This window comes from Deltaproteobacteria bacterium, assembly GCA_016933965.1.
GTDB lineage: Bacteria > Desulfobacterota > Syntrophia > Syntrophales > UBA2210 > JAFGTS01.
In genome coordinates this window covers 24,790-45,595 of the sequence record JAFGTS010000044.1, presented here as the reverse complement: position 1 = coordinate 45,595, position 20,806 = coordinate 24,790, and the positions used below count along the sequence as shown (strand labels likewise).

Annotated in this window: 18 protein-coding genes; 10 read left to right on the top strand and 8 right to left on the bottom strand. The window is 55.8% G+C overall.

Features of this window, described 5'->3' with window-relative positions; translation table 11 throughout:
* Positions 1-11 precede the first annotated feature (11 nt).
* Positions 12-2,843, bottom strand: a complete 2,832-nt coding sequence (locus tag JXO48_10810; protein MBN2284371.1) for a PAS domain S-box protein — start codon at positions 2,841-2,843, stop codon at positions 12-14.
* A gap of 217 nt (positions 2,844-3,060) precedes the next feature.
* Between JXO48_10810 and JXO48_10805 the strand changes: the two genes are divergently transcribed.
* Together JXO48_10805 and JXO48_10800 are read left to right on the top strand one after the other, a co-directional pair.
* Positions 3,061-3,510, top strand: a complete 450-nt coding sequence (locus JXO48_10805; GenBank protein MBN2284370.1) for a helix-turn-helix transcriptional regulator — start codon at positions 3,061-3,063, stop codon at positions 3,508-3,510.
* A 39-nt stretch (positions 3,511-3,549) separates the two neighbouring features.
* Entirely contained in the window at positions 3,550-4,407 is an 858-nt protein-coding gene (locus tag JXO48_10800) for an alpha/beta hydrolase (GenBank protein ID MBN2284369.1), read from the top strand.
* 58 nt (positions 4,408-4,465) lie between these two features.
* Here the strand turns inward: JXO48_10800 and JXO48_10795 are convergent, their stop codons facing one another.
* The 3 genes from JXO48_10795 to JXO48_10785 form a co-directional block, all read right to left on the bottom strand.
* Entirely contained in the window at positions 4,466-7,087 is a 2,622-nt protein-coding gene (locus tag JXO48_10795) for a HEAT repeat domain-containing protein (protein ID MBN2284368.1), read from the bottom strand.
* A 144-nt stretch (positions 7,088-7,231) separates the two neighbouring features.
* The gene (locus tag JXO48_10790; GenBank protein ID MBN2284367.1) at positions 7,232-8,002 is read right to left on the bottom strand and encodes a tetratricopeptide repeat protein; all 771 of its coding nucleotides are present in this window, start codon (positions 8,000-8,002) and stop codon (positions 7,232-7,234) included.
* An 80-nt stretch (positions 8,003-8,082) separates the two neighbouring features.
* Positions 8,083-8,637 (bottom strand): hypothetical protein, encoded by a 555-nt coding sequence (locus tag JXO48_10785; GenBank protein ID MBN2284366.1) that lies wholly within the window; start codon positions 8,635-8,637, stop codon positions 8,083-8,085.
* A 444-nt stretch (positions 8,638-9,081) separates the two neighbouring features.
* On the opposite strand from JXO48_10785, the gene JXO48_10780 reads away from it, so the two are divergent.
* Genes JXO48_10780 through JXO48_10755 form a run of 6 tightly spaced genes read left to right on the top strand, consistent with a single transcriptional unit; the run spans position 9,082 to position 13,219 of the window.
* On the top strand, positions 9,082-9,567 hold the full coding sequence (locus JXO48_10780; protein MBN2284365.1) for an aminoacyl-tRNA deacylase: 486 nt from the start codon (positions 9,082-9,084) through the stop codon (positions 9,565-9,567).
* A gap of 23 nt (positions 9,568-9,590) precedes the next feature.
* Positions 9,591-10,034, top strand: coding sequence for a thioredoxin TrxC (gene trxC / locus JXO48_10775; GenBank protein MBN2284364.1), 444 nt, complete (start codon positions 9,591-9,593; stop codon positions 10,032-10,034).
* 10 nt (positions 10,035-10,044) lie between these two features.
* Positions 10,045-10,638 carry a class II aldolase/adducin family protein gene (locus tag JXO48_10770; protein ID MBN2284363.1) on the top strand — a complete coding sequence of 198 codons (594 nt, stop codon included), beginning with the start codon at positions 10,045-10,047 and terminating at the stop codon, positions 10,636-10,638.
* A 20-nt stretch (positions 10,639-10,658) separates the two neighbouring features.
* The gene (locus tag JXO48_10765; protein ID MBN2284362.1) at positions 10,659-12,725 is read left to right on the top strand and encodes an NAD(+) synthase; all 2,067 of its coding nucleotides are present in this window, start codon (positions 10,659-10,661) and stop codon (positions 12,723-12,725) included.
* Positions 12,722-12,934 carry a hypothetical protein gene (locus JXO48_10760; protein ID MBN2284361.1) on the top strand — a complete coding sequence of 71 codons (213 nt, stop codon included), beginning with the start codon at positions 12,722-12,724 and terminating at the stop codon, positions 12,932-12,934. The genes JXO48_10765 and JXO48_10760 overlap by 4 nt, the downstream gene beginning before the upstream one ends.
* A 3-nt stretch (positions 12,935-12,937) precedes the next feature.
* Positions 12,938-13,219, top strand: coding sequence for a hypothetical protein (locus JXO48_10755; GenBank protein MBN2284360.1), 282 nt, complete (start codon positions 12,938-12,940; stop codon positions 13,217-13,219).
* A gap of 140 nt (positions 13,220-13,359) precedes the next feature.
* Here JXO48_10755 and JXO48_10750 read toward each other — a convergent pair whose 3' ends face one another.
* From JXO48_10750 to JXO48_10740, 3 genes are all read right to left on the bottom strand, one after another.
* Positions 13,360-14,130: a 3-oxoacid CoA-transferase gene (locus JXO48_10750; GenBank protein ID MBN2284359.1), complete on the bottom strand. Its 771-nt coding sequence runs from the start codon at positions 14,128-14,130 to the stop codon at positions 13,360-13,362.
* A 17-nt stretch (positions 14,131-14,147) separates the two neighbouring features.
* Positions 14,148-15,137: a CoA transferase subunit A gene (locus JXO48_10745; protein MBN2284358.1), complete on the bottom strand. Its 990-nt coding sequence runs from the start codon at positions 15,135-15,137 to the stop codon at positions 14,148-14,150.
* Positions 15,138-15,683: 546 nt separating this feature from the next.
* Positions 15,684-16,148 carry an HNH nuclease family protein gene (locus tag JXO48_10740; protein MBN2284357.1) on the bottom strand — a complete coding sequence of 155 codons (465 nt, stop codon included), beginning with the start codon at positions 16,146-16,148 and terminating at the stop codon, positions 15,684-15,686.
* 278 nt (positions 16,149-16,426) lie between these two features.
* Between JXO48_10740 and JXO48_10735 the strand changes: the two genes are divergently transcribed.
* Both JXO48_10735 and JXO48_10730 read left to right on the top strand, forming a co-directional pair.
* Entirely contained in the window at positions 16,427-18,100 is a 1,674-nt protein-coding gene (locus JXO48_10735) for a hydantoinase/oxoprolinase family protein (protein ID MBN2284356.1), read from the top strand.
* Entirely contained in the window at positions 18,097-19,404 is a 1,308-nt protein-coding gene (locus JXO48_10730; GenBank protein ID MBN2284355.1) for a histone deacetylase, read from the top strand. Before JXO48_10735 ends, JXO48_10730 begins: the two co-directional genes overlap by 4 nt.
* A gap of 170 nt (positions 19,405-19,574) precedes the next feature.
* On the opposite strand, the gene JXO48_10725 is transcribed toward JXO48_10730, so the two are convergent.
* Positions 19,575-20,741 carry an acyl-CoA dehydrogenase family protein gene (locus tag JXO48_10725; protein MBN2284354.1) on the bottom strand — a complete coding sequence of 389 codons (1,167 nt, stop codon included), beginning with the start codon at positions 20,739-20,741 and terminating at the stop codon, positions 19,575-19,577.
* Positions 20,742-20,806 lie beyond the last annotated feature (65 nt).

Sequence of the window (20,806 nt, the reverse complement as noted above, 5' to 3'; positions counted from 1 at the left end):
CACGGACACGGTCATCGTGAACCTGCGATCGACCTGAACCGAAGGACGAAAACGGCACCCTGCGGGGTATTTTCCTCCACGTGGACGGTCCCCCCGTAATTATCCATGGCCCGCTTCACAATGTGCAGCCCCAATCCCGTTTGTCCCGTTTCGCCGAACATGAATCCCTCATCGAAAACCTTATCCCTGACATCGGCGGGGATCCCCTTCCCGTAATCGGCGATCCTGACGACACAGAACTGTTCTTCCGTTTCTATCGTGACGGAAACACGGTCCGTCTTTCCATGAATAACGGCATTGCGCAGGATATTGTCGATAACTGAGCTCAGCGATTCATCGGCGAGGACACGCCCGCTCCCCTCGACGGTTACAGCCAGCGACGGGTAGTTTTTCGACAATGACAGGAGCAGTTCCCCGATGTTATAGATCTTCAGCTCACTGTGGGCGGCGATGAAGGATTCAAATTCCTTCATGGTCCGGATGAGGCCAACACTTTTGTCCACGTGCTTGGTCGACTCTTCCAGGAGCTCCGCTTCCCCCGTCTCCTGGTACAGGTTCAGAGCGCTTTTTATGATCGTCAGGTCGTTGATCAGGTCATGCCGGAGGATCTTGTTGATAAGTTCAAGGTGTTCCCGTTGCGACTGTAACTCAAGCTCCGCATCCTTCCGATCATCCACGTCCACCAGGAGTCCCGTCATTCCGGCGAAAAAACCGTCAGCCATGATGGGGCGGCTCGATGTCCTCACCCACCTCGCTGTTCCCGATTTCATGATCATACGATATTCGGCAGGCCCTATATCTCCGTTGATGATTTCCCTAAACCTGGTCATGACCAGGGGAAGGTCGTCCTGGTGTACAAGGTCGATGAAATTTGTACCGACGAGGTCCGAAACGGTGTAATCGGTGATCGTTTCCACCGATGGGCTGACGTAGGTGATGACCCCTCCTTCATCGATCGTGTACACGATGTCATTGATATTCTCAACGAGGTTCTGATAGCGCTCCTTGCTCAACCGCAGGAGTTCCTCCGTTTCTTTGCGTTCCGTTATGTCCCGCACAATTCCCACGGCGTACCAATCGCCCTTCATCTGTATCGATGAGAGAGACAGTTCCACCAGTATTTCCGTCCCGTCCTTTCTGACTGCCTCAAGTTCAAGCGTTTTGCCCACGGCATCACCGGACCCGGTATACCGGAATTTTCTGACCCCCTCTCTGTATGCCGCTTGATATCGTTCCGGGGCAAGCAGGGTATGAAGATCGCTGCCGAGGGCCTCGCTGTTCCCATAGCCGAAGACCGATTCAGCCGCCGGGTTCCAGTACGTGATCGCACCTTCTCCATCCATCATGATGATGGCATCCCGTGCGGTCACCGCTATGGCCCTGAACCGCTCCTCACTCTCCTGAAGCGCTTCTTCCACCAGCCTGCGCTCGGTTATGTCGCGACCCACCGATACGATTGCCGTCACCCGTCCGTCCCGATATACGGGGATGCCCGAGACCTCTCCGAATCGTTCCTGTCCGTCCCTGGTAATGAACCTGTAGACCGAGGCCTTTACCGTTCCACCGGCAAGCACCTTTCCGGTATCTGCAACCGCCCGGTCGAGGGACTCGGGGGCCAGAATGTTCAACTCCAGAAAGTTCCTGCCTATCATCTCCTCCGGCTTGTACCCCATGATCCTCTCCACACTTCCCGATACATCCTGTACGACGAAATCCGGTGACAGGGTATAAAAGACGTCGGAGGAATGCAGGAAGTGAAGACGATACCGCTCCTCGCTCTCTTGGCGTAGTTTCTGTTCTTTCTCAATATTTTCAATCATGTAATCGATATCGGCCGACAGGCTCGCCAGTTCATCCCTTCCCGGCTCAGAGAGCCTTTCGGAAAATTGCCGGGTCGAACCGATTACCTGCACTTTCTTTTGGATCCGTCTGAGCCGTGAGAGAACGGATATCTCCAGGAGCTGAAAGATGATCGACGCGAAGACGGCCGCGGCAATAACAAGAATAATGACGAAATATCTGAGAGTTTTTTGGCTTTGGAGATGGATGGCCCGCGGTTTTTCAGCGCGCAGCGCCAGCGCCGGTTTTCCGTCCATGTCATTCACGATCGCGTATCCCGCGATCGTCCGCTCATCAATGGGTTGTACCGCAAACCCGTCCTTTCCCCCACCTTCGGCATAGACATGAGCAACCTCAGGAGGCATCACCCCGTCACGGAAGGGGAACAGGGTCACCGGAAGATGGAGCATGCCCGAGAGGCGATATACTTCAAGCTCATCGAGATACCGCCCCATGATGAGAGCCCCCCTCACCGGTCCTTCCTTGCGGCTGTTGATGATGGGACAGGATGAAATCAGGACATTCCCCTCCGGGAGGGTAACGATGCCACTGAGGCACCGGTCGATCTCAGCCTCCCCGATGAGGAACCGCTGAATATGGGCTGCCTTCGTCAGGGACCGTGGTACCGGCCGTTCCCTGCCGGCCTTCAGATCGAATCCCCGTGCGTAGACGACCCACCCCGACAGGTCGACAAAAAGAACAAAGTTGAGACGAAAATCGGTGAAGGTATCTTCCGTGAAATTGACTGTCATATAGGTTTCGCTGCCGGTCTCGATGAACTCACAGGTGTCGTCCCAGAAGGCATAGTCGGCATTGGCAGCGGTAATGTTCTGTATCTCGTTGTTCAAAGCACTGAGGAGAACCTCCAGGGAATGACGCATATCCGCTTCTTCCACCCGGCCGAAACCCCTGCCGACAATGATCGAGGAAACACCCCAGAGCAGACCGAGCAGGACCGCAGTAGCAATTATAATGATGATGGTTGTCTTCAGTCGAAGGCTCATTCCCTTCCTTCCGACATCTTTTCTCAAAGGGTCTCTTATGGTTGGAGTACAATCAAAATCCACATTAAATCAATAAAAAACATCGTCCTTTCCTGTCAATGCTATCTTTGCGGGGTTCGCCGGGGATAGGGTCACCGGCAGTTGTCCCTCTTCGCTTCCCGCCGGATTTCCATCTGCGAAGGCCCGGTTTTATATTGACATGATGAGAAATGATGTTATGCTTCCACCCATGGCAGCCCGAAAGAAAGAAACGGAATTCAACGATTATTTTGACTTTCTCTGGAAGCGCGCCGGCATCCTGAAAATGAGCAAGGGACGGTTCATGAAGGCTTCCGGGCTGTCTCCGCAACGGTTCAGCGAGTTCTCCCAGGGAACGCGGAACATCACCGGTGAGTACCTTCTGAAGATGCTGGGCGGGCTCGGCATGACGCCGGAGGAACTGGAACGGTTCAGCGGCATCCCCTTCGGCTTCGAACAGCGCACGGAGCTCCAGTTCGACGGTTTTGTAAAAAGTCACCGGGTATTGATAGAGGCCCTCATGAGAGACCCGGCGATGCTGCATGTCTGCAAACTGATCGTTTCAACACGGGGGTTCTGGAACAACCCTTATGTCAAAAGGCTGATTTCAAAATTCACAGACAAAAGGACTGACCGCCCGGACCGGTAGTTCCATGGGGCGATCAGCCGATTCAGGAGGTACCGTGCCATGAGCGAACCGCTCACGCTGACGCAGAATATCGGTGATGTCGATCTTTCCTACCTCCAGTATGACGGCGAGGGGGAAACGATCATTTTACTCCATGCCACGGGATTTCTCCCCTGGCTCTGGCACCCGGTCGCGCGGCGGCTCTCCCCGCAATACCGTATCCTTGCCCCTTACTTCTGCGACCACCGCGTCACCGACCCCAGAGAGGGCGGCCTGAACTGGATGACCCTTGCCCGCGACATGTCCGCTTTCTGTCGTGAGAAGGGGATCGCATCCCCTTTTCTGGTGGGTCATTCCATGGGGGCCACGGTGCTCACGATCGCCGATGCCCATTTTGACCTCAATGCCCGCGGAATGATCCTGATCGAGCCGATCTTCCTGCCGCAGGACTTTTACCGTATCGGTATCGGGGTCGAAGATCACCCCCTGGCGTCGAAATCGATCAAACGGCGCAACCACTGGAATGACGGCACGGAAGCCCTTGAGTACCTGAGGACGAAACCGCTCTTCAGAAACTGGGACACGGAAATGCTCGAACTGTACATTCGATTCGGCATGACACCGGGTGAAACGGGGGGATTGCAGCTTCTCTGCTCACCCCAGCGCGAAGCGGCGCTCTTCATGGGCGGCATGCAGTATGATCCGTGGCCGCTGCTCTCACGGGTCTCATGCCCCACCCTCGTCCTGGAAGGTGAAGAAAGTGAAAACAGGAGTTACATTGATCTTCCCGGGGCGGCATCTCTGTTCCCCAGGGGAACCCACCGGCTGATCCCCGGTGCGGGTCACCTGATACCCATGGAACAACCTGCCGGTATCGCGGAGATAATCAGGGATTTCTTTGGTGGCATCGGGTCATGAATGGTCCCGCTCGTTTCGTGATTTCACCCTTTTTCAAATAAGTGTATAGGGAAGCCTGCTACTTCTTTACGGAATATCCGTGCCGGGCCGCCCACTGGCGGGCTGCCGCGACAAGCTTCGGTTCCGGTGAGTTCAAAAACGCCTCCGCCATTGCACCGTTCCCCGCCCGCTGTATCCTGTCGATCAGCTCGGGGATAATATCGTCAGTCATATCCATTTTCAGGAGCGCCGTGAGCGCGTTCTCCGCCGCATTGAAATCCCCCGATTCGAGGTCCGCGAAAAGGACCGCTTTCGTCATGTTCCACCTGCTTTTCAACTCATCAAAGTTTCTCTTCGCAACCAGCCAGTGGATCCGATCGGCCTCATGCTGCGGTTTCCAGTTCAGCTTCTCGAGAGCCGCGGCGGCTTCCTCGCCGGCCCACCAGTCACGCAGGTGACCTATCAACGGCTGCACCGCCCTGGCGTCACCGATCCTGCCGAGGGCCACAGCGGCGTTTTTTCGTACTCCCGAATCATCGTCGTTCAGGGCGGTTATGAGCACCTCCACGGACCGGCTGTCGCTGATATCGCCCAGAATCTCGGCCACATCGGCCCGGATCGGCGATCTGCCGTCCGCGATCTCATTCATCAAGATCTCCACCGCATCACCCCCGATGGAAACAAGGGCCCCGGACGCCTCCGTCTTGACCTCTGAATCCGGATCCTTCATGGCCGCCAGCAGGGGCACGGCTGCTGGTGAACCGATCTTCGCCAGTTCCTCCCATTTCTTCATGCCCAGAAGATAGTGGGCTTTCTCTGTTTCCGACGATGGCTGCCACCCCAACGATGCGAGGGACTCCGCCGCGGCCGCCTGCACCGCGTAGACCTCATCGGCGAGGGCTGCGATCAGTGCCTCTTCCACCCGGGCGTCGGTTATTCCACCCATGACACCGGCCGCTTTCGCCCGGACAAAACCATTCCGGTCCCCCAAAGCTTCCACGAGTATGGGTATTGTTTCCGGTCCATGTATGTTACCAAGCGCCTCAACGGCGTTTTCCCTGACAAACCGGTTGTTGTCCGTATCGCGCAGGAGCTCCGTCAAGGGGTCCAGGGCCGCCGCATCACCGATCTCACCAAGGGCCTTTGCCGCACTCTCCCGGACATCCTGCTCCACATCATGCAGCGCTTCGACAAGGGGGACCACTGCCTGTCGATCCCTGATCTCACCCAGGGCACGGGCGGCGGATATTCTTATTTTTTTGTCAGTATCTCCCAGTGTGCCGATCACCGGCTCTACCGCCCGCGGATCACCGATCTGCCCCAGGGAATCGAGAACACCCTCATTCAGATAGCGATTGTTCTCCTCCAGGACGGCGATCAGGGGTTCAACAGCGTGCTCACCGATGCGCGCGAATGCCGGCGCCGACTTTTCCCGGACATCACAGGAGCGGTCTTTCATTGCTCCGATCAACGCAGGCACCGCCCGCGGATCGGCCAGGAGACCGAGCGCCTCCACGGCTGCCTGCCGCACGGTGCAGTCCCTATCGGCAAGGGCTTCCATCAGCGCGGGGAGTGCGTCGCCGTCGCCGATGGAGCCGAGCGACAATGCCGCAGCGCTCCTGACGGACGGATCCCGGTCATTGAGAAGATCCACCAGCCGCCCCGCGGCCCCTTTCCCCTCTGCCGATACCGCCTCCCAATCACCTTTCGCAATGAGATGATCTATCCTTTCACGGTCGTTTTGCGGCTTCCAGTGCAGGTCGGACAGGACCTCGGCGGCCTGGCGCCTGATGCCGGCGTCACCGTCCCGAAGCACCTTCAAAAGCGGCGTCAGGATATCCCCCTTCATGTTCCGTAAGTCATCCCACCGGCCCCGCGCGACGGCATAGCTGATACGCATTTCGACGGTCGAGGGTTTCCAGCCGAGGGCATCGAGGATCTCCGCTGACCGGGCACGAACGGTACTGTCGTCATCACCCAGGGATAGCTCCAGGGACCGGACCGCGGCCGGACCGACGGCACGGAACAGGGGTACCATTACCTGAGAGGAAATATCATCATAGGCCAGATAGTCGACGAGGACCGGAAGTCCCGCATCCCCGCCGGCCTTGACCGGCTCCCATTGTTTCAGGGCAAGGGAGAACCATACTTCTTCCTCGACGGTTCCCGGCCGCCACCCCCGCTCCTGGAGGGTTTTCGCCGCGCCTTCCCTAATCGTCCCGTTATTCGAACGCAGTGCCGCAAGGAGGGCGTCCTCCGTGGCCGCACCGGTCTTTTCCAAGGCCCGCATGGCGGAATACCGTACATCACAGTCGGCGTCGCCAAGGACAGTAATAAGAGGAACAATGCCACGGTCGTCACCTATGTCGCCCAGGGCGACAACGGCCGCCTTGCGCACTTCCCAGAATTCATCGTCAAGCGCCGCCGTGAGGCTCTCGACGGCCGCGGTGTCCTTCATTCTGCCAAGCCCCCAGGCGGCGGTCTTTCGAACATAGCGGTTGCCGTTCTTCAAACCCTCTTCAAGATAGGGTATGACCCGCGGGTCGCCGGCGGCAACCATTTTTTTCACCGCTTCCCCCCACTGTACCGGATTGTCGGCTTTCACGCCGGCGAAGGGATCACCCTGGCAGGCGGCGAACAGGATGCCGAGCAGCAGGAGCAGGGCTGCCGCAGCAGAAGAACTATGCGTTTTTTTGATCATGGTCACCCTTCCTCCGTCACCCACCCGGAGGCTGCATATGCCTCCTCCCTGCAGTGGCGATCGGAACGTTTCTGCCATACATTCCGGCAAAGCACAAGATGAGCGCTTTCCCTTCCGTGCATCGTGGGCCGATATTTTTTAATACTACAGGCGTGATTCAAGATAGGCGAGGAAAATCTGGTATTTCTTGTTCTTGGGATTCAGGCTGAGGGCCTTCTTCATATCCGATACGGCCTGGCGGATGTCTCCCTTCATTTTCCAGGCGATACCGCGGTTGTAATAGGCGTCCGCGAAGGCGGGGTTCAACTCAAGGGCCCGGTTGTAATTATCTATGGCCTGGTCGATATCGCCCCTGACCCGCATGGCCACACCGAGGTTGTTAAAGGCGACGGCATGCTCGGAATCTATCTCGATGGCCTTTTCGTAATTATCGATGGCCACGTCCAGGTCACCCTTCATTTCCCTGGCAACCCCTCGGTTGTTATAGTAATCGGCACAGAAGATATCGATGGAAAGGGCTTTGTTGTAATGACCTATGGCCTGTCCGAGATTTCCTTCCATGCCGTAAATGACACCCCGGTTATTGTATGCGGCCGCGAGAAGCGGATCTATTTCCAACGCCTTGCTGTAGTCCTTGACGGCCTGCTGGAAATCACCCTTCAGCCGCCAGGCGACACCGCGATTATTGTATGCGATGGCATGATCCGGGTCCAGTTCAAGAGCCCGGTCGTAGCATTCGATGGCCTGATCCAGTTCCCCCAGGCAACGCCAGGCAATTCCCTGATTATTGTAATCATCGGCGCTCACCAGACTGACTCCCATGGTTTCCGGAAGTTTCGATTCATGGAAGAACTGGCAGGAGGCCAGGAAAAGAAAAATACCGGCGACTGCAAGGATGAAGGCTGCTTTCCTCATTAATATCACCTTTGAAACATATATCTAAATCAAAAGGCAGTGAAAATCAACCTGAAAAAAGCTGCCCCTCCTATTCATGATCAGTCACCGATGAGCTCACTGATCCTTTTTTCCAGAATCAGCTTCTGAGCGCTGTAATCTTCGGGAAATTCCAAAAAAGCTTCATCCCTGACCCGTGAAATCACCTCGGGCTGGACACCGGGATTCCAATAATCCCTGACAAAAAGGTAGTCCCGGATCTGCGCTTCGACAAAGAACTTCCGGGCACTGAAATTGTGGGGAAAGGCCGCGGCGGCCGAGATCTTGATCTCCTCTATCACTGCCGGATCGACACCATCGGGCGAATATGAGGACAATGCATGAAAATCCCGTTTCTGGCGATCGATATAGGCTTGCCGGTCGTCATCGGAAGAGGGGTAGGAACGCATCGCCTCCCGCTCGATGGTTTCAACGACGGCCTGCGGCAGATTATCTTCGGCATATGATACCGGACCATCCAATGGAAACAGTCCCATGCAGATCCCGAACACTGCCGCAAACGCGATGATCTTCATGCGATCCGAATCCCTCATGTCTCCGCCGTTTACCGTCCCTATATTTTTTGTCTTCTCGTTCAGCAGGACTATACCACTCATATGCCCCTTGTTACAACGGGTTGTCAATCCAATATTCCTATTCCCATCATGATGAGACAAAATATTCGATGTTTCTCCGCCTGCGCAAATCCCTTTTGAAGCGGCCATTGAAACGGTTTTATGGGGTTCAAAAGTTTTTCTCCTCCCTTTGTAAAGGGAGGTCGGGAGGGATTTTCGTATGTAAAATCCCCCTTGATCCCCCTTTGCTAAAGGGGGAACTGAAGGAACACTTGATATCACACGTTTCATGATGTTCACTTTGTCGCTCTGTCGCTTTGCCCCTTTGCCACTGACTGTAACGTTTCGGGCTCAGTAAAAAAGGGATTATGAGCAACTATAATAAAACATGCATACAGGGCAGTGTCATTATGCACGACATCCACTTGAGACCTTTTCGACTCTGTGATAGATTACGCGCGATTACAGGATGAGAAGGGCTGCTTCATGGCGGCAAAGGAAAAGGTTACCGGCACACCGGCGATCCGGATGCTGAAAAAGGAAAAGGTTGATTTCGTTCCCCATTTTTACCGATATGAGGACCGGGGCGGCACGAAAGTTGCTTCAAGGGAACTGAACATAGGCGAGCACCTTGCCGTGAAGACCATCGTCATGGAGGACGAAAACGGGGACCCCTTCATTGTTCTCATGAACGGCGACAAGGAAGTGTCGGCAAAGACAATGGCCCGCCTGCGGGGGGCAAAGACGGTTCGGCCCTGCACTCCCGAAGAGGTCCAGAGACATACGGGATATCAGGTCGGCGGGACATCCCCTTTCGGAACGAGGAAGCCTTTACCGCTTTATATGGAAAGAAGCATTCTTGAGCTTGAGCGTATCTATATCAACGGAGGCAGGCGGGGCCTGCTGGTCGAGATGCCGCCGGCTGAAGTGGTGAGGATCCTGGACCCCGTGATAGTGGAAGCAGGATATTAGAAATAGAAAAGGTAAGACCCGGCATGGAAAGCGTGATCATTCCCTGTCCCCGGTGCGGGACGAAAAACCGCATACCCAGGAACAGGCTGGGTGACAGGCCGCTCTGCGGCAAATGCGGAACACCCTTTCCGGCGCGGGGCATCACCGGTTCACCGGTCATGGTTTCCGACGACACCTTTGCCGAGGAGGTCATTTCAGAAACCGGCCTCGTCCTCGTCGATTTCTGGGCCCCCTGGTGCGGTCCCTGCCGGATGATAGCCCCCATCCTCGAAGAACTGGCCCGGGAATACGCGGGACGCCTCAAGGTCGCAAAACTCAACGTTGACGAGAATCCCCTCTCCTCTTCCCGTTATGAAACCAGAAGCATTCCCACCATGCTTCTCTTCCGGGACGGACAGGTTGTCGACCGCCTTGTGGGGGCCATGCCCCGGGCGGAAATCGAAAAAAGGGTCCTGTCCCATGTATGAGCCGAACAGCATGAGAATAGGATTTACCGTCACATGGAAGGGGAACAGTGTTCCCGCCGATGACAGAACAGACGAACTCAGGAAATGGTGCCGCGCCTTCCACCGACTGGAACTGACACCCCTGTACCGGGGCAGCTCCCTGGGAAATCTCAGTTTCCGGTTGCATAAGCATGATAATTCATTCATAATAACGGCATCCGAGCTGGGGCTGAAGGATTGCCTCACCGATGATTCCTTTGTTCTTGTTCATGACTGTGACCTCGAAAAGGGAATCATTACGGCCGGAGGAACCAGAAACCCTTCGTCGGAAAGCATGCTGCACCATGAGATCTACCGCCGGAGAAAAGACGTTCATGCCATCTTTCATGGACATTCAAGGCGCATACTCGAGGCGGCGCATGCGCTTTCAATACCGGAAACATGCCGGGAGGAACCCTTCGGGTCCGTGGAACTGGTGTCGAGCGTAATGGAAATATTAAGCGACCACTGGTTTATCATAATGAAAAACCACGGATTTCTTTCCCTGGGAAGAACCATGAGAGAAGCGGGGGAAGCGGCCGTGGCTGTTCATGAGCAGGCGTCGGCCCTTAAGACTGCAACCTGAGAGGAAACAAAAAGCGGTTCATGAATGAGAGAGAGTTCTTCAATCTATACCATCACGGCTTCATCAGGGTCGCCCTCTGTTCGCCGGAGGTGCGCGTCTCGGACCCCCAGTTCAACGCGAAAAGCACGATCGACCTCGCCCGGAAGGCAGCCGGGAACAAGGCCCTGTTAGCCGTATTCCCTGAACTGGGCATCTCTTCCTATTCCAATGAGGACCTCTTTCACCAGGAAGCTCTTCTTGAGGGCGTCCAGAACGCCCTCAAACAGGTTTTGGAGGCAACGGCGAACCTTCCCCTGATCATCATCGTCGGGGCCCCTCTTCAAGTCGACGAACTTCTCTTCAATTGCGGCATTGTCATGTACCGGGGAGCCATTCTCGGAGTTGCGGTCAAATCCTATCTTCCCAACTACCGGGAGTTTTATGAAGGCAGGCAGTTCAGCCCGGCCGAAGACGCCCTGTCACGGCATGTCCGTCTGTGTGATCAGTCCGGTATTCCTTTCGGTGCGGATCTTATCTTCGATATCGACAACATCAGACATTGCAGGTTCTTCGTTGAAATATGCGAAGACCTCTGGGTACCGATCGCCCCGTCGAGCAGGGCGGCACTGACGGGGGCCACGGTGATAGCCAATCTCTCGGCATCGAACATCGTGGTGGGAAAATCGGAATACCGGCATGCCCTCGTTGCAAGCCAGTCGGCGCGCCTGATATCGGCATACCTGTACACGGCGGCCGGCTACGGCGAGTCGACGACGGACCTCGCCTGGGACGGACACGCCATGATATACGAAAACGGCACCCTGCTGGCCGAATCGGAGCGCTTTTTACGGAAGCCGCAGATAATTTTCGGAGATATAGACGTGGATCGGCTCGCCCAGGACAGAATGCGCATGACCTGTTTCAGTCAGAACGCGCGGGCATGCCGGAGTGATTCGGCGCCGTTTCGCACGGTAACCTTCAGCGCCGACATCCCCGAAGAAAGGGTCCTGCTTGACCGCGAATATTCGCGATTTCCCTATATTCCAGCGGAACGGGAAAAGAGGGACCTCCGGTGCTTCGAGATATACAATATCCAGGTTCAGGGACTGGCGAAGCGACTTGACTCATCAGGCATTGAAAATGTGGTCATCGGCGTATCGGGAGGCCTCGACTCCACCCACGCGCTTATCGTGACGGCCCGCACCATGGACCTGCTCGGCCTTCCCCGGTCGAACATCAAGGCCTATACCATGCCGGGATTCGCAACGTCAGAGCGGACATACCGGAATGCCCTGAGCCTCATGAAGGCCCTCTCGGTCGAGGCGAACGAGCTTGATATCAGGCCGAGCTGTATGCAGATGTTCAAGGATATCGGGCACCCCTATGCCCAGGGTGAGAAGACCTATGATATCACGTTCGAGAACGTCCAGGCCGGCGAACGCACCTCCCATCTGTTCCGCATCGCGAACCTGCGGGACGCGATCGTTGTCGGAACGGGCGACCTGAGCGAACTGGCGCTCGGGTGGAGCACATACGGCGTCGGCGATCACATGTCCCATTACAGCGTGAACGCGAGCGTTCCCAAGACCCTGATACGGCACGTCATCCGGTGGGTCATCGACTCGCATCAGTTCGACGGGGAAACGGAACAGGTCCTGTCGGACATTATTGGAACGGAGATCAGCCCGGAATTGATTCCCGGAGAAAATAATGATATACCGGCGCAGAAAACCGAAGAAACTATCGGGCCTTATGAACTGCAGGATTTCAACAATTTCTATATAACCCGCTACGGATACGGGCCCGCCAAGATAGCATTCATCGCTTACAATACATGGAAAGACAGGAAAGCCGGACAATGGCCCGACGTTCCGGAGGGCGCGAGGAATGAATATACCATCGGTGAAATAAAAAAATGGCTGAAGGTTTACCTCTATCGTTTTTTCAAAACGAGCCAGTTCAAACGTTCCTGTATTCCCAACGCCCCGAAGATCGGGTCCGGCGGCTCCCTTTCGCCCCGGGGCGATTACCGGGCACCGAGCGACAGCGAGGCAACCGTCTGGCTGGACAGTGCTGACATAATACCGGAGAAAGACGCTGACCTATGAAACGGGACTCGTTCGATGAATTCGAGGCCACCGAACTGTACTGTGCCACCTGCAAAAGGGCCGTCCCGGTAAGGAAACGACTGTTGCTGGTCCTTGCCGACGGCGATAAATATGATTATGTTTGTCCCATCTGTGGAAGCTCGGTTGGAGACAAAATGGATTACCAGAACAGCAGCTTTGATATATTGAGAGGAAAGAAAGGAGTCTGATTGATGAAAGAGAAAAAATACGTTTCGGGACAGTTCTGTGTTGACATCGCGTGTCCCAGGCACAAGGAACTCGAAGGTCTCGAAGGCGATGCCTATATTCACAAAAAGAGTGTCCACTGTAAGGAATGTCTCGGCTGGCAGTTCATGAACTGGCTTCAGGACCACAACTACCGCATCGTCAGGACCGTACCGGAGATGTCGGCCAGGGAACTCGCCGCCCATATCAAGGGTATCGATCCCGTGCGGGTGGAAGACCTGACGCTGGACGAAATATTGTGCCTCTGATAGAGAGAGCCGTCCATGGGCGGTGAGAGGTCTCTCCGACACGCCCGGAAAAACCCCGCATTAAAGATGAACGAATAAAAAGAGGCCATGGCTGAGAGCCATGGCCTCTTTTCGGATTCCTTCCGAACTCCAGGATTCCATCACCGGCCGATAATATACCGGTAGGGATCCACTTCCTCTCTGAGGACCTTCAGTTCCTTATCCGTGGGCGGGTGGGTTTCCACGATCTTTGAGGCCCGCAGCAGTTCAAACCCGCAATTGTCCTGAACGTCCTTTTCCGAATACCCCGGGTTCACGGAAATGATCCGCATCCTCTTGGATTCCGGTTCAAAATCGAGCACCGCCATATTTGTGATGATCTTGTAGGGACCGGCCCCCAGTGGGAGACCCGATTTCGAGCGGGAATCTCCTCCTTCGAGCCAGCCCGGCGTAGTGATATAATCCGTTTTTTCGACGAACCGCCTGTTGTCCTGAGGGGTGATGACCATCATTCTCCAGCAGAGCGAGGCGAAGTCGTTGGCACCACCGCTTCCCGGCAGTCTGATCTTCGGTTTCTGGTGCTCGCCGCCGATGCGCGTCGAATTCAGATTTCCATACATGTCGATCTGGGCTCCGCCCAGAAAGGTGTAATCCACCATCCCCCGGCAGCATGTCTCCATGATCTCGCACATGCCGCTTGCCATTACCGCCCGCCAGAATGTCCGGGAATCGCCCACGGATATGGGCATCTCGGGAAGTATGGGAGCCACCCCGCCTGCCTCGAACATGATCAGCAGGTTCGGTGAACGGGTTTTCTGAGCAAGCATCGCCGCCGCGCAGGGAGCGCCGGTGCCGACCCCGACGGACGCACCGTCCTCCAGTTCCCTCGCTGCAACGCATATCATCAGTTCCATTGTATTGTAATCGGCCATGGTATCGCCCCCTTCCCTTAGTGATTATTGAGGATCATTAATTCTTTGTGTCTCAGTTGCCACATCTTTTCCATGCCGCCGTTTTGCCGGATGTACTCGAAATGATCCCGGCACGAATAGATGTTCTTGTCGAGGAATTCCTGAAATGTCTCCGGTTCCCGTTCCACCTTCATCCATTCCCGCAGATGTTCCTCATCCGAAAAATACTCATAGGGCATGTTGCCGGGGTAGCTGCCGTAGGGCACCTCACAGACGGCATCGACCAGATAGAAGGGAATGACCGTCTGCGTCGGATCCTTTCTGATCTCATCGGGTGGGATTATCCGTTCGGCGGTAATGATAAGCCGCTTCGTCGCCCGCGCGAGATCAAGGTCCGATATGGTGATACCCCTGATCCGGCAGTTCCCGTAAATATCCGCCTCATGGACATGAATTGCCGAAACATCGGGATAGAGAGCCGGCATGAGCACGTAATACTGCCCGGTATAGGGACATACTATCTTCTTCGCACCGCTGTACTTGAACGTATCCGTTCCCATGATGTTTCTGATCGGAACAAACGATACGCCCATCGCCGCCGCCTTGATCCGCGCCGACATGCAGTAGTTCGTCCACTCGGTGACCTCGACCTCACCGCTTTCCATGTACTTTCTGGCATTGGGCGACAGCCCGCGTGCCTCGAGACCGATTATGTAAGCGATGTCGAGCTTGTTGAAGACCTTGCCCGCCGAGAGTATCTGAAAATCATGGGTCGACGTATGCCCGGCAAAGGCCATGTTCTTTCTGCCCTGCCTGACAATTTCATGACAAACCGCTGTGGGGATCCTGTTCGCGCCGAATCCTCCGATCGCAAGGTAATCTCCGTCATGAACGAATTTTTCAACCGCCTCCTTGACGGTCATCAACTTCTTTTCCTGCTTTCTCGATTTCTGCCTGAAGAACTCCCGCGCCTTATCGGCATCAGGGTCCGTAAAGAGCCTTCCTACCCCTTGATCTACGATATCCACCGCTTTCTCCTCCTTCTGTCTGTATCCCGCCTGCGCGGCAAAGAATTCCCGGATGGTTGTCCTTTCCCCTTTGCTCCGAACCGGAAACGTTTTTCATGGATGTGGGGCATGAAAATCCTATAAATTTCGGATTAGGGGATTACGGATTACGGATTACGGATTATGAATCCCGAATCACGATCCCCGAATCACGATCCCCGCAGGAACGTTTCAACGGCCGCTCCAAACGGGATGTATCTCCGGACAACGAGCCGTTCATGGGTAACCACAGCTTCTCTGAATACCCGGAAAAACCACCCCTATCCAATGGATATGTTCCTTTTTCAACGACCAGACACAGCCGACAGGCACCGTCGCCACGGGGAGAAAAATCCCGTGGTACACGGCACCGCAGGTATTTTCCATCGGCACCCGGAAATTATAAAAAAAAAATTGACTTGTCAATCAATATTTGTCCCGGAGAATGATAAAATGGAATGTCTTTGATATTAATATGCTACGGGTGGTTCGAGGTTGACGGACGTAATGAGAACCGGAGGGGTATCCCTACTTTTTCTTTTTCATTGCATCCCTGATCCTGTCACCGAGGCTCCCCAGGCCGGAGGGGGTCGAACCTTCCCCTTTCGAGTAGACCACGACGGATTCCCGGTCACTGCTATTCCCGCCGAGATAGTCTCCCAGGACCTCCCTGCTGTGGGCGTCATCATGACAGTACACGCAGAGATTTTCCCAGTTGCTCCCGTCGGGGGGGTTGTTGTCGTGGTTGCCGTCCCGGTGATGGACCGTCAGGAGATGCCGGTTGGTATGATCGAACTCCCTGCCGCACCGGGCACAGACGAGTCCGTGAATTTCCAGGGAACGCCGGCGGTATTCCTCTTCATGGGGTCTTTTCGACTCTTCCTTTATCCGGCGCACCACCTCCTCCGGCGAAGCACCAGTCGCGGCTGCCCGGTCTTTCTTTACCACGGTCCGTATCTGCCCGCCCCTCTTGCTGAAGGTGATCTTCGCCATGACTGCCCTCCCTGCCGGACTTTATGAAAAAATACAATAATGACCGCATTTCATCAATCAATTTCGACGCCTCTGTGTTCAGGATTCGGGAATCGAGATTCATAATCCATAATCCGTACCCCGTAATCCGTAATCCGTAATCCGTAATCCCAAAGCTGTACGACTGTATTTCTCACGTCACGCCTCACGCCTCATCCCCCAAACAGTATTTGACTGCCATGCTATTCATGTGATACTCACCGACCTAATCATTCCAAATACATCGTCAAGGAAAGCCTATGATTCTCGGCATCGACGTCGGCGGCACACACACGGACGCTGTTCTTCTCGATGGTCTCATCGTCAGGAAGAAAGCGAAGGTCCCCACGAATCATGAGCAACTTCTCGATTCACTTCTGGCGGTCACGGAGGAAATATTCAGTGACCTTGGACCGGACGTCCTCGAGAGGGTCGTGCTCAGTACGACCATGTCAACCAATGCCATCGTCCAGGGAACGGTCAGCCCCGTCGGCATGATCGTGGCGGCCGGACCCGGCATTTCTCCTGATTTTCTCAGGATAAATGATCATACGCACATCGTGTCCGGATATGCCAATCATCGGGGTATCATCGTGTCGCCCGTGCGGGACGAAGAGATTGACCGCGTTGTGTCCCTCATCAAGGACGCCGGCATAGACCATCTCGGGATCGTCGGTAAATTCTCCACGCGCAATCCCGGTATAGAGACGAATATCGCCGACCGGACAGCGGATCGGTTCCGGCATGTATCCCTCGGCCACCGCATGTCGGGAAACCTGAACTTTCCGCGACGGATCGCCACGACCTATCTGAACGCGGCCGTATGGGACATTTACAATTCTTTCGTCAACAACATCAACCGCTTCGTTTCCAGATTCGACGGCGGTTATCCCATTTATATCCTGAAGGCCGACGGGGGCACCTTCGAGATCGCACAATCCGTCAAATGCCCCGTGCAGACCATCCTTTCCGGACCGGCCGCCAGTATCATGGGTATTCTGAGCCTCACGGAATGCGGGGAGGACGCCATCGCCCTCGATATCGGGGGAACCACGACGGACATCGCCATTTTCGCCGGGGGGGTCCCGCTTCTGGAACCGCTTGGGGTGACCATCGAGGGACACAAGACCCTGATCAGGGGGCTTCGGACCAGGTCGATCGGTATCGGCGGGGACAGCAGGGTCCGCTGCGAGGATGGAACGATCATCATCGGCCCGGAGCGGGCCGGCCCGGCAGCCGCCTTCGGCGGTCCGGCGGCAACACCGACGGATGCCATGATCGTCCTCAATCTCGCCGAAATAGGGGACCGGGAGAAGGCCGTCGCCGCGATAGACGGAATATCACATAAGACCGGACTTTCCATGGTCGAAACGGCACAGGCGATATACGACAGTGCCTGCGAAAAAATCACCGCCGCGGTACAGGCGATGATCCGGGAGATCAACAACGAGCCCGTCTACACCGTACATGAACTGCTCGAGGGGAAAACGATCGAACCGACCGCCCTCTATGTCGTGGGCGGTCCGGCGGAGGCAATGGCGCCCCGTCTCGGAGAACTGCTCAGGTGCAGGTCCGAAATTCCGGAACACGCCGAGGTGGCCAACGCCATCGGCGCCGCCCTGGCGCGAACAACAACCGAATTGACCATCCTGGCTGATACGGAACAGGGAGTTCTCACCATCGTGGAAGAAGGTATCCAGATCCGCATTGATTCCGGCTTTGACCGGGAGAAGGCCCGTGAGGTCTGCAGAGAGCACCTCGAAAAACGCGCGATCTCCATGGGGGCCCGGAAGGACGAGATCGAGATCGAGATCACGGAAGATCAGTCGTTCAACATGGTACGCGGCTATTTCACCGCCGGCAAGAACATCCGCATAAAGGGACAGGTCAAGCCGGGCCTGATAGCCGGTCTCAGGAAAGGGACAGAAGCATGAAGGGAACACGGAAAACAGGATTGATATTTTTCCCCGCCTTTGACTGGGCCATATCACCCACGCACCCGGAACGGGAAGAGCGACTGCTTTACACGCAGGACCAGGTCTTCGAGGAAGGTCTTCTCGATTTTGATAATATCACGGAGTTCAAGCCGGGCCTCGCCACCATTGAGGACATCAACCGGATCCACGTCTGTGTTCCCGACGCACAAAGCGTCATCACCGAGTCACATCTCATATCGGCCGGCGGCGCCATCACCGCCGCCGATGTGGTCATGCAGGGAAAGGTGGATAATGCTTTCGCCCTGGTCCGCCCACCGGGACACCATGCCATGAGGATCGTCCACGGGGCCCGCGGGTTCTGCAACATCAATATTGAAGCTATCATGATCGAGCACATCCGGAAAAAATACGGCCACCGGCGGGTCGCCGTCGTCGATACCGACTGCCACCACGGTGACGGCACGCAGGATATCTACTGGCACGATCCGGACACGCTCTATATTTCAATTCACCAGGACGGGCGTACGCTCTATCCCGGATCGGGATTCATCGAAGAGTTCGGCGGTCCCAACGCACTCGGTTATACGATCAACATCCCCCTGCCGCCCCATACGTCGCAGGAGGGATTTCTCTATACCCTCGATAATCTGATCCTTCCGATCCTCGACGATTACAAGCCCGATCTCATCATCAACTCGGCAGGCCAGGACAACCACTACACGGATCCGATCACAAACATGAACTTCACCGCCCAGGGATACGCGATCCTGAACGAGAAGCTGTCCCCCCATATCGCGGTGCTCGAAGGGGGATACTCGATCGAAAGCGCCCTTCCCTACGTGAACGCCGGGATCATCCTCGCAATGGCGGGTATCGACTACAGCTCCGTGATGGAGCCCGATTACGACCCGGAAGCCATCCGGCAGTCACCGCAGATAACACGCTATATCGAGCAGGAAGTGAAAGAGATATATCAGCTCTGGAAGGACCGTGGAACAAAGAAGGCGGAGATCACCGAAGGGGCCGGCTACCTGCGTCGCCGGCGCGGCATCTATTACGATACCGACAACATCGAAGAAGACCAGATCGAAACCATCCGTATCTGCGAAGACTGCGGCGGTCTGTTGACGATAGACTCCCGGGCAAGCACGGGCAACCGCGTGTTCGCCGTCATCATACCCGGACAGAGCTGTCCCGCCTGCAGGAAAAAGGGAGAACAGTTCTTTGAGTCTATCGACCGGGGGACATACGACCATGTCTACTTCCAGGACAGGGACCGTGACATCTACCAGGTGAAATGATATCCCCTGTCGGAAGCCTCACCGGGGATCGGTTTCTTTCAGAACGACCGCGGTCCTTCCCTTTTCCCCGGAAAAGACCACGCCGCCACCACCGGATATGAGAAAAGGCCCCGCTCGCTGAGCCGGCGGGACCTTTGTCGTGTCATTCATGGGAAGCATGGCATCCCGCGTCAGTCACGGAAGAGCTCGCGGGCGATGATGATCCTCCTGATCTCGGATGTTCCCGCGCCTATCTCGTACAGCTTCGCGTCCCGCCAGAGCTTCTGGATCGGATACTCAAGACAGTATCCATACCCGCCGTGGATCTGAATTCCTTCACAGGCCACCTTCGTAGCCGATTCCGCGGCGAAAAGGATCGCCGCCGCCGCCAGTTTGTCCAGTTCCGTTCCCTTGCCGCCGCGTTTACCCTCAGGGCCGTCGGCAAACCGGGCCGCCCGGTACACCAGCCCCCGGGAGGCCTCCACAAGACAATACATGTCGGCGATCTTCTGCTGGATCATCTCGAAATCCTTTATGGGCCTTCCGAACTGTTCCCTTTCTTTCGCATATTGTACGGAATACTGCAGGGCCTGTTCCGCCATGCCCAGGGAACCGCCGGAAAGCACGATTCGTTCATAGGCAAGGCCGGAAGTGACCACGGCGACACCCTGATTTTCCGCAAGGAGAAGATTTTCGGCGGGAACCGGCACATCCTCGAAGACGAGTTCGCAGGTGGGTGACCCGCGCATGCCGCACTTCTTAAGCTTTCTCGATACGGAAACACCGGGCGTATCGGCATCAACGATGAAGGCGCTGATACCGTGGGCCCCCAGCTCGGGGGCGGTCTTCGCATACACCAGCAGCGTCCCGGCGATGTTCCCGTTCGTAATGAACATCTTTGTTCCGTTCATGCGGTAGGAACCGTCATCCTTCATGGCCACGGTCCGCATTCCCCCCAGGGCGTCGGAACCGGCATTGGGCTCCGTGAGACACAGGGCCCCTACCCGTTCTCCCGTGCACATGGGAGGAAGGTATTTCGACTTCTGCGCCTCATTGCCGTTCTTGTGAATATTATTGGCACAGAGGTTCGAATGGGCACCGTAGGTCATACCCAGAGCCGGTGAAATACGGCTCAACTGTTCCACGGCGAGGGTCTGCATCAGGATACCCTGTCCGGAGCCGCCGTATTTCTCGTCGATGGTGATCCCCAGCATCCCCAGATCTCCGAGCTTCTTGAAAAAACCATCGGGAAGGCGATCTTCCTCATCGATCTCCTCCTGGATCGGCGCGATCTCGTTCACGGCCCACTTGTACATTGTTTCGGCCAGCATGAGTTCTTCACTGTTCAATTCCACCATGGCTCACTCCTTTTTTGATTTTGAATGGGCGAAACCTCCCCCGTATCTTCGCAATCCTTCAGCGT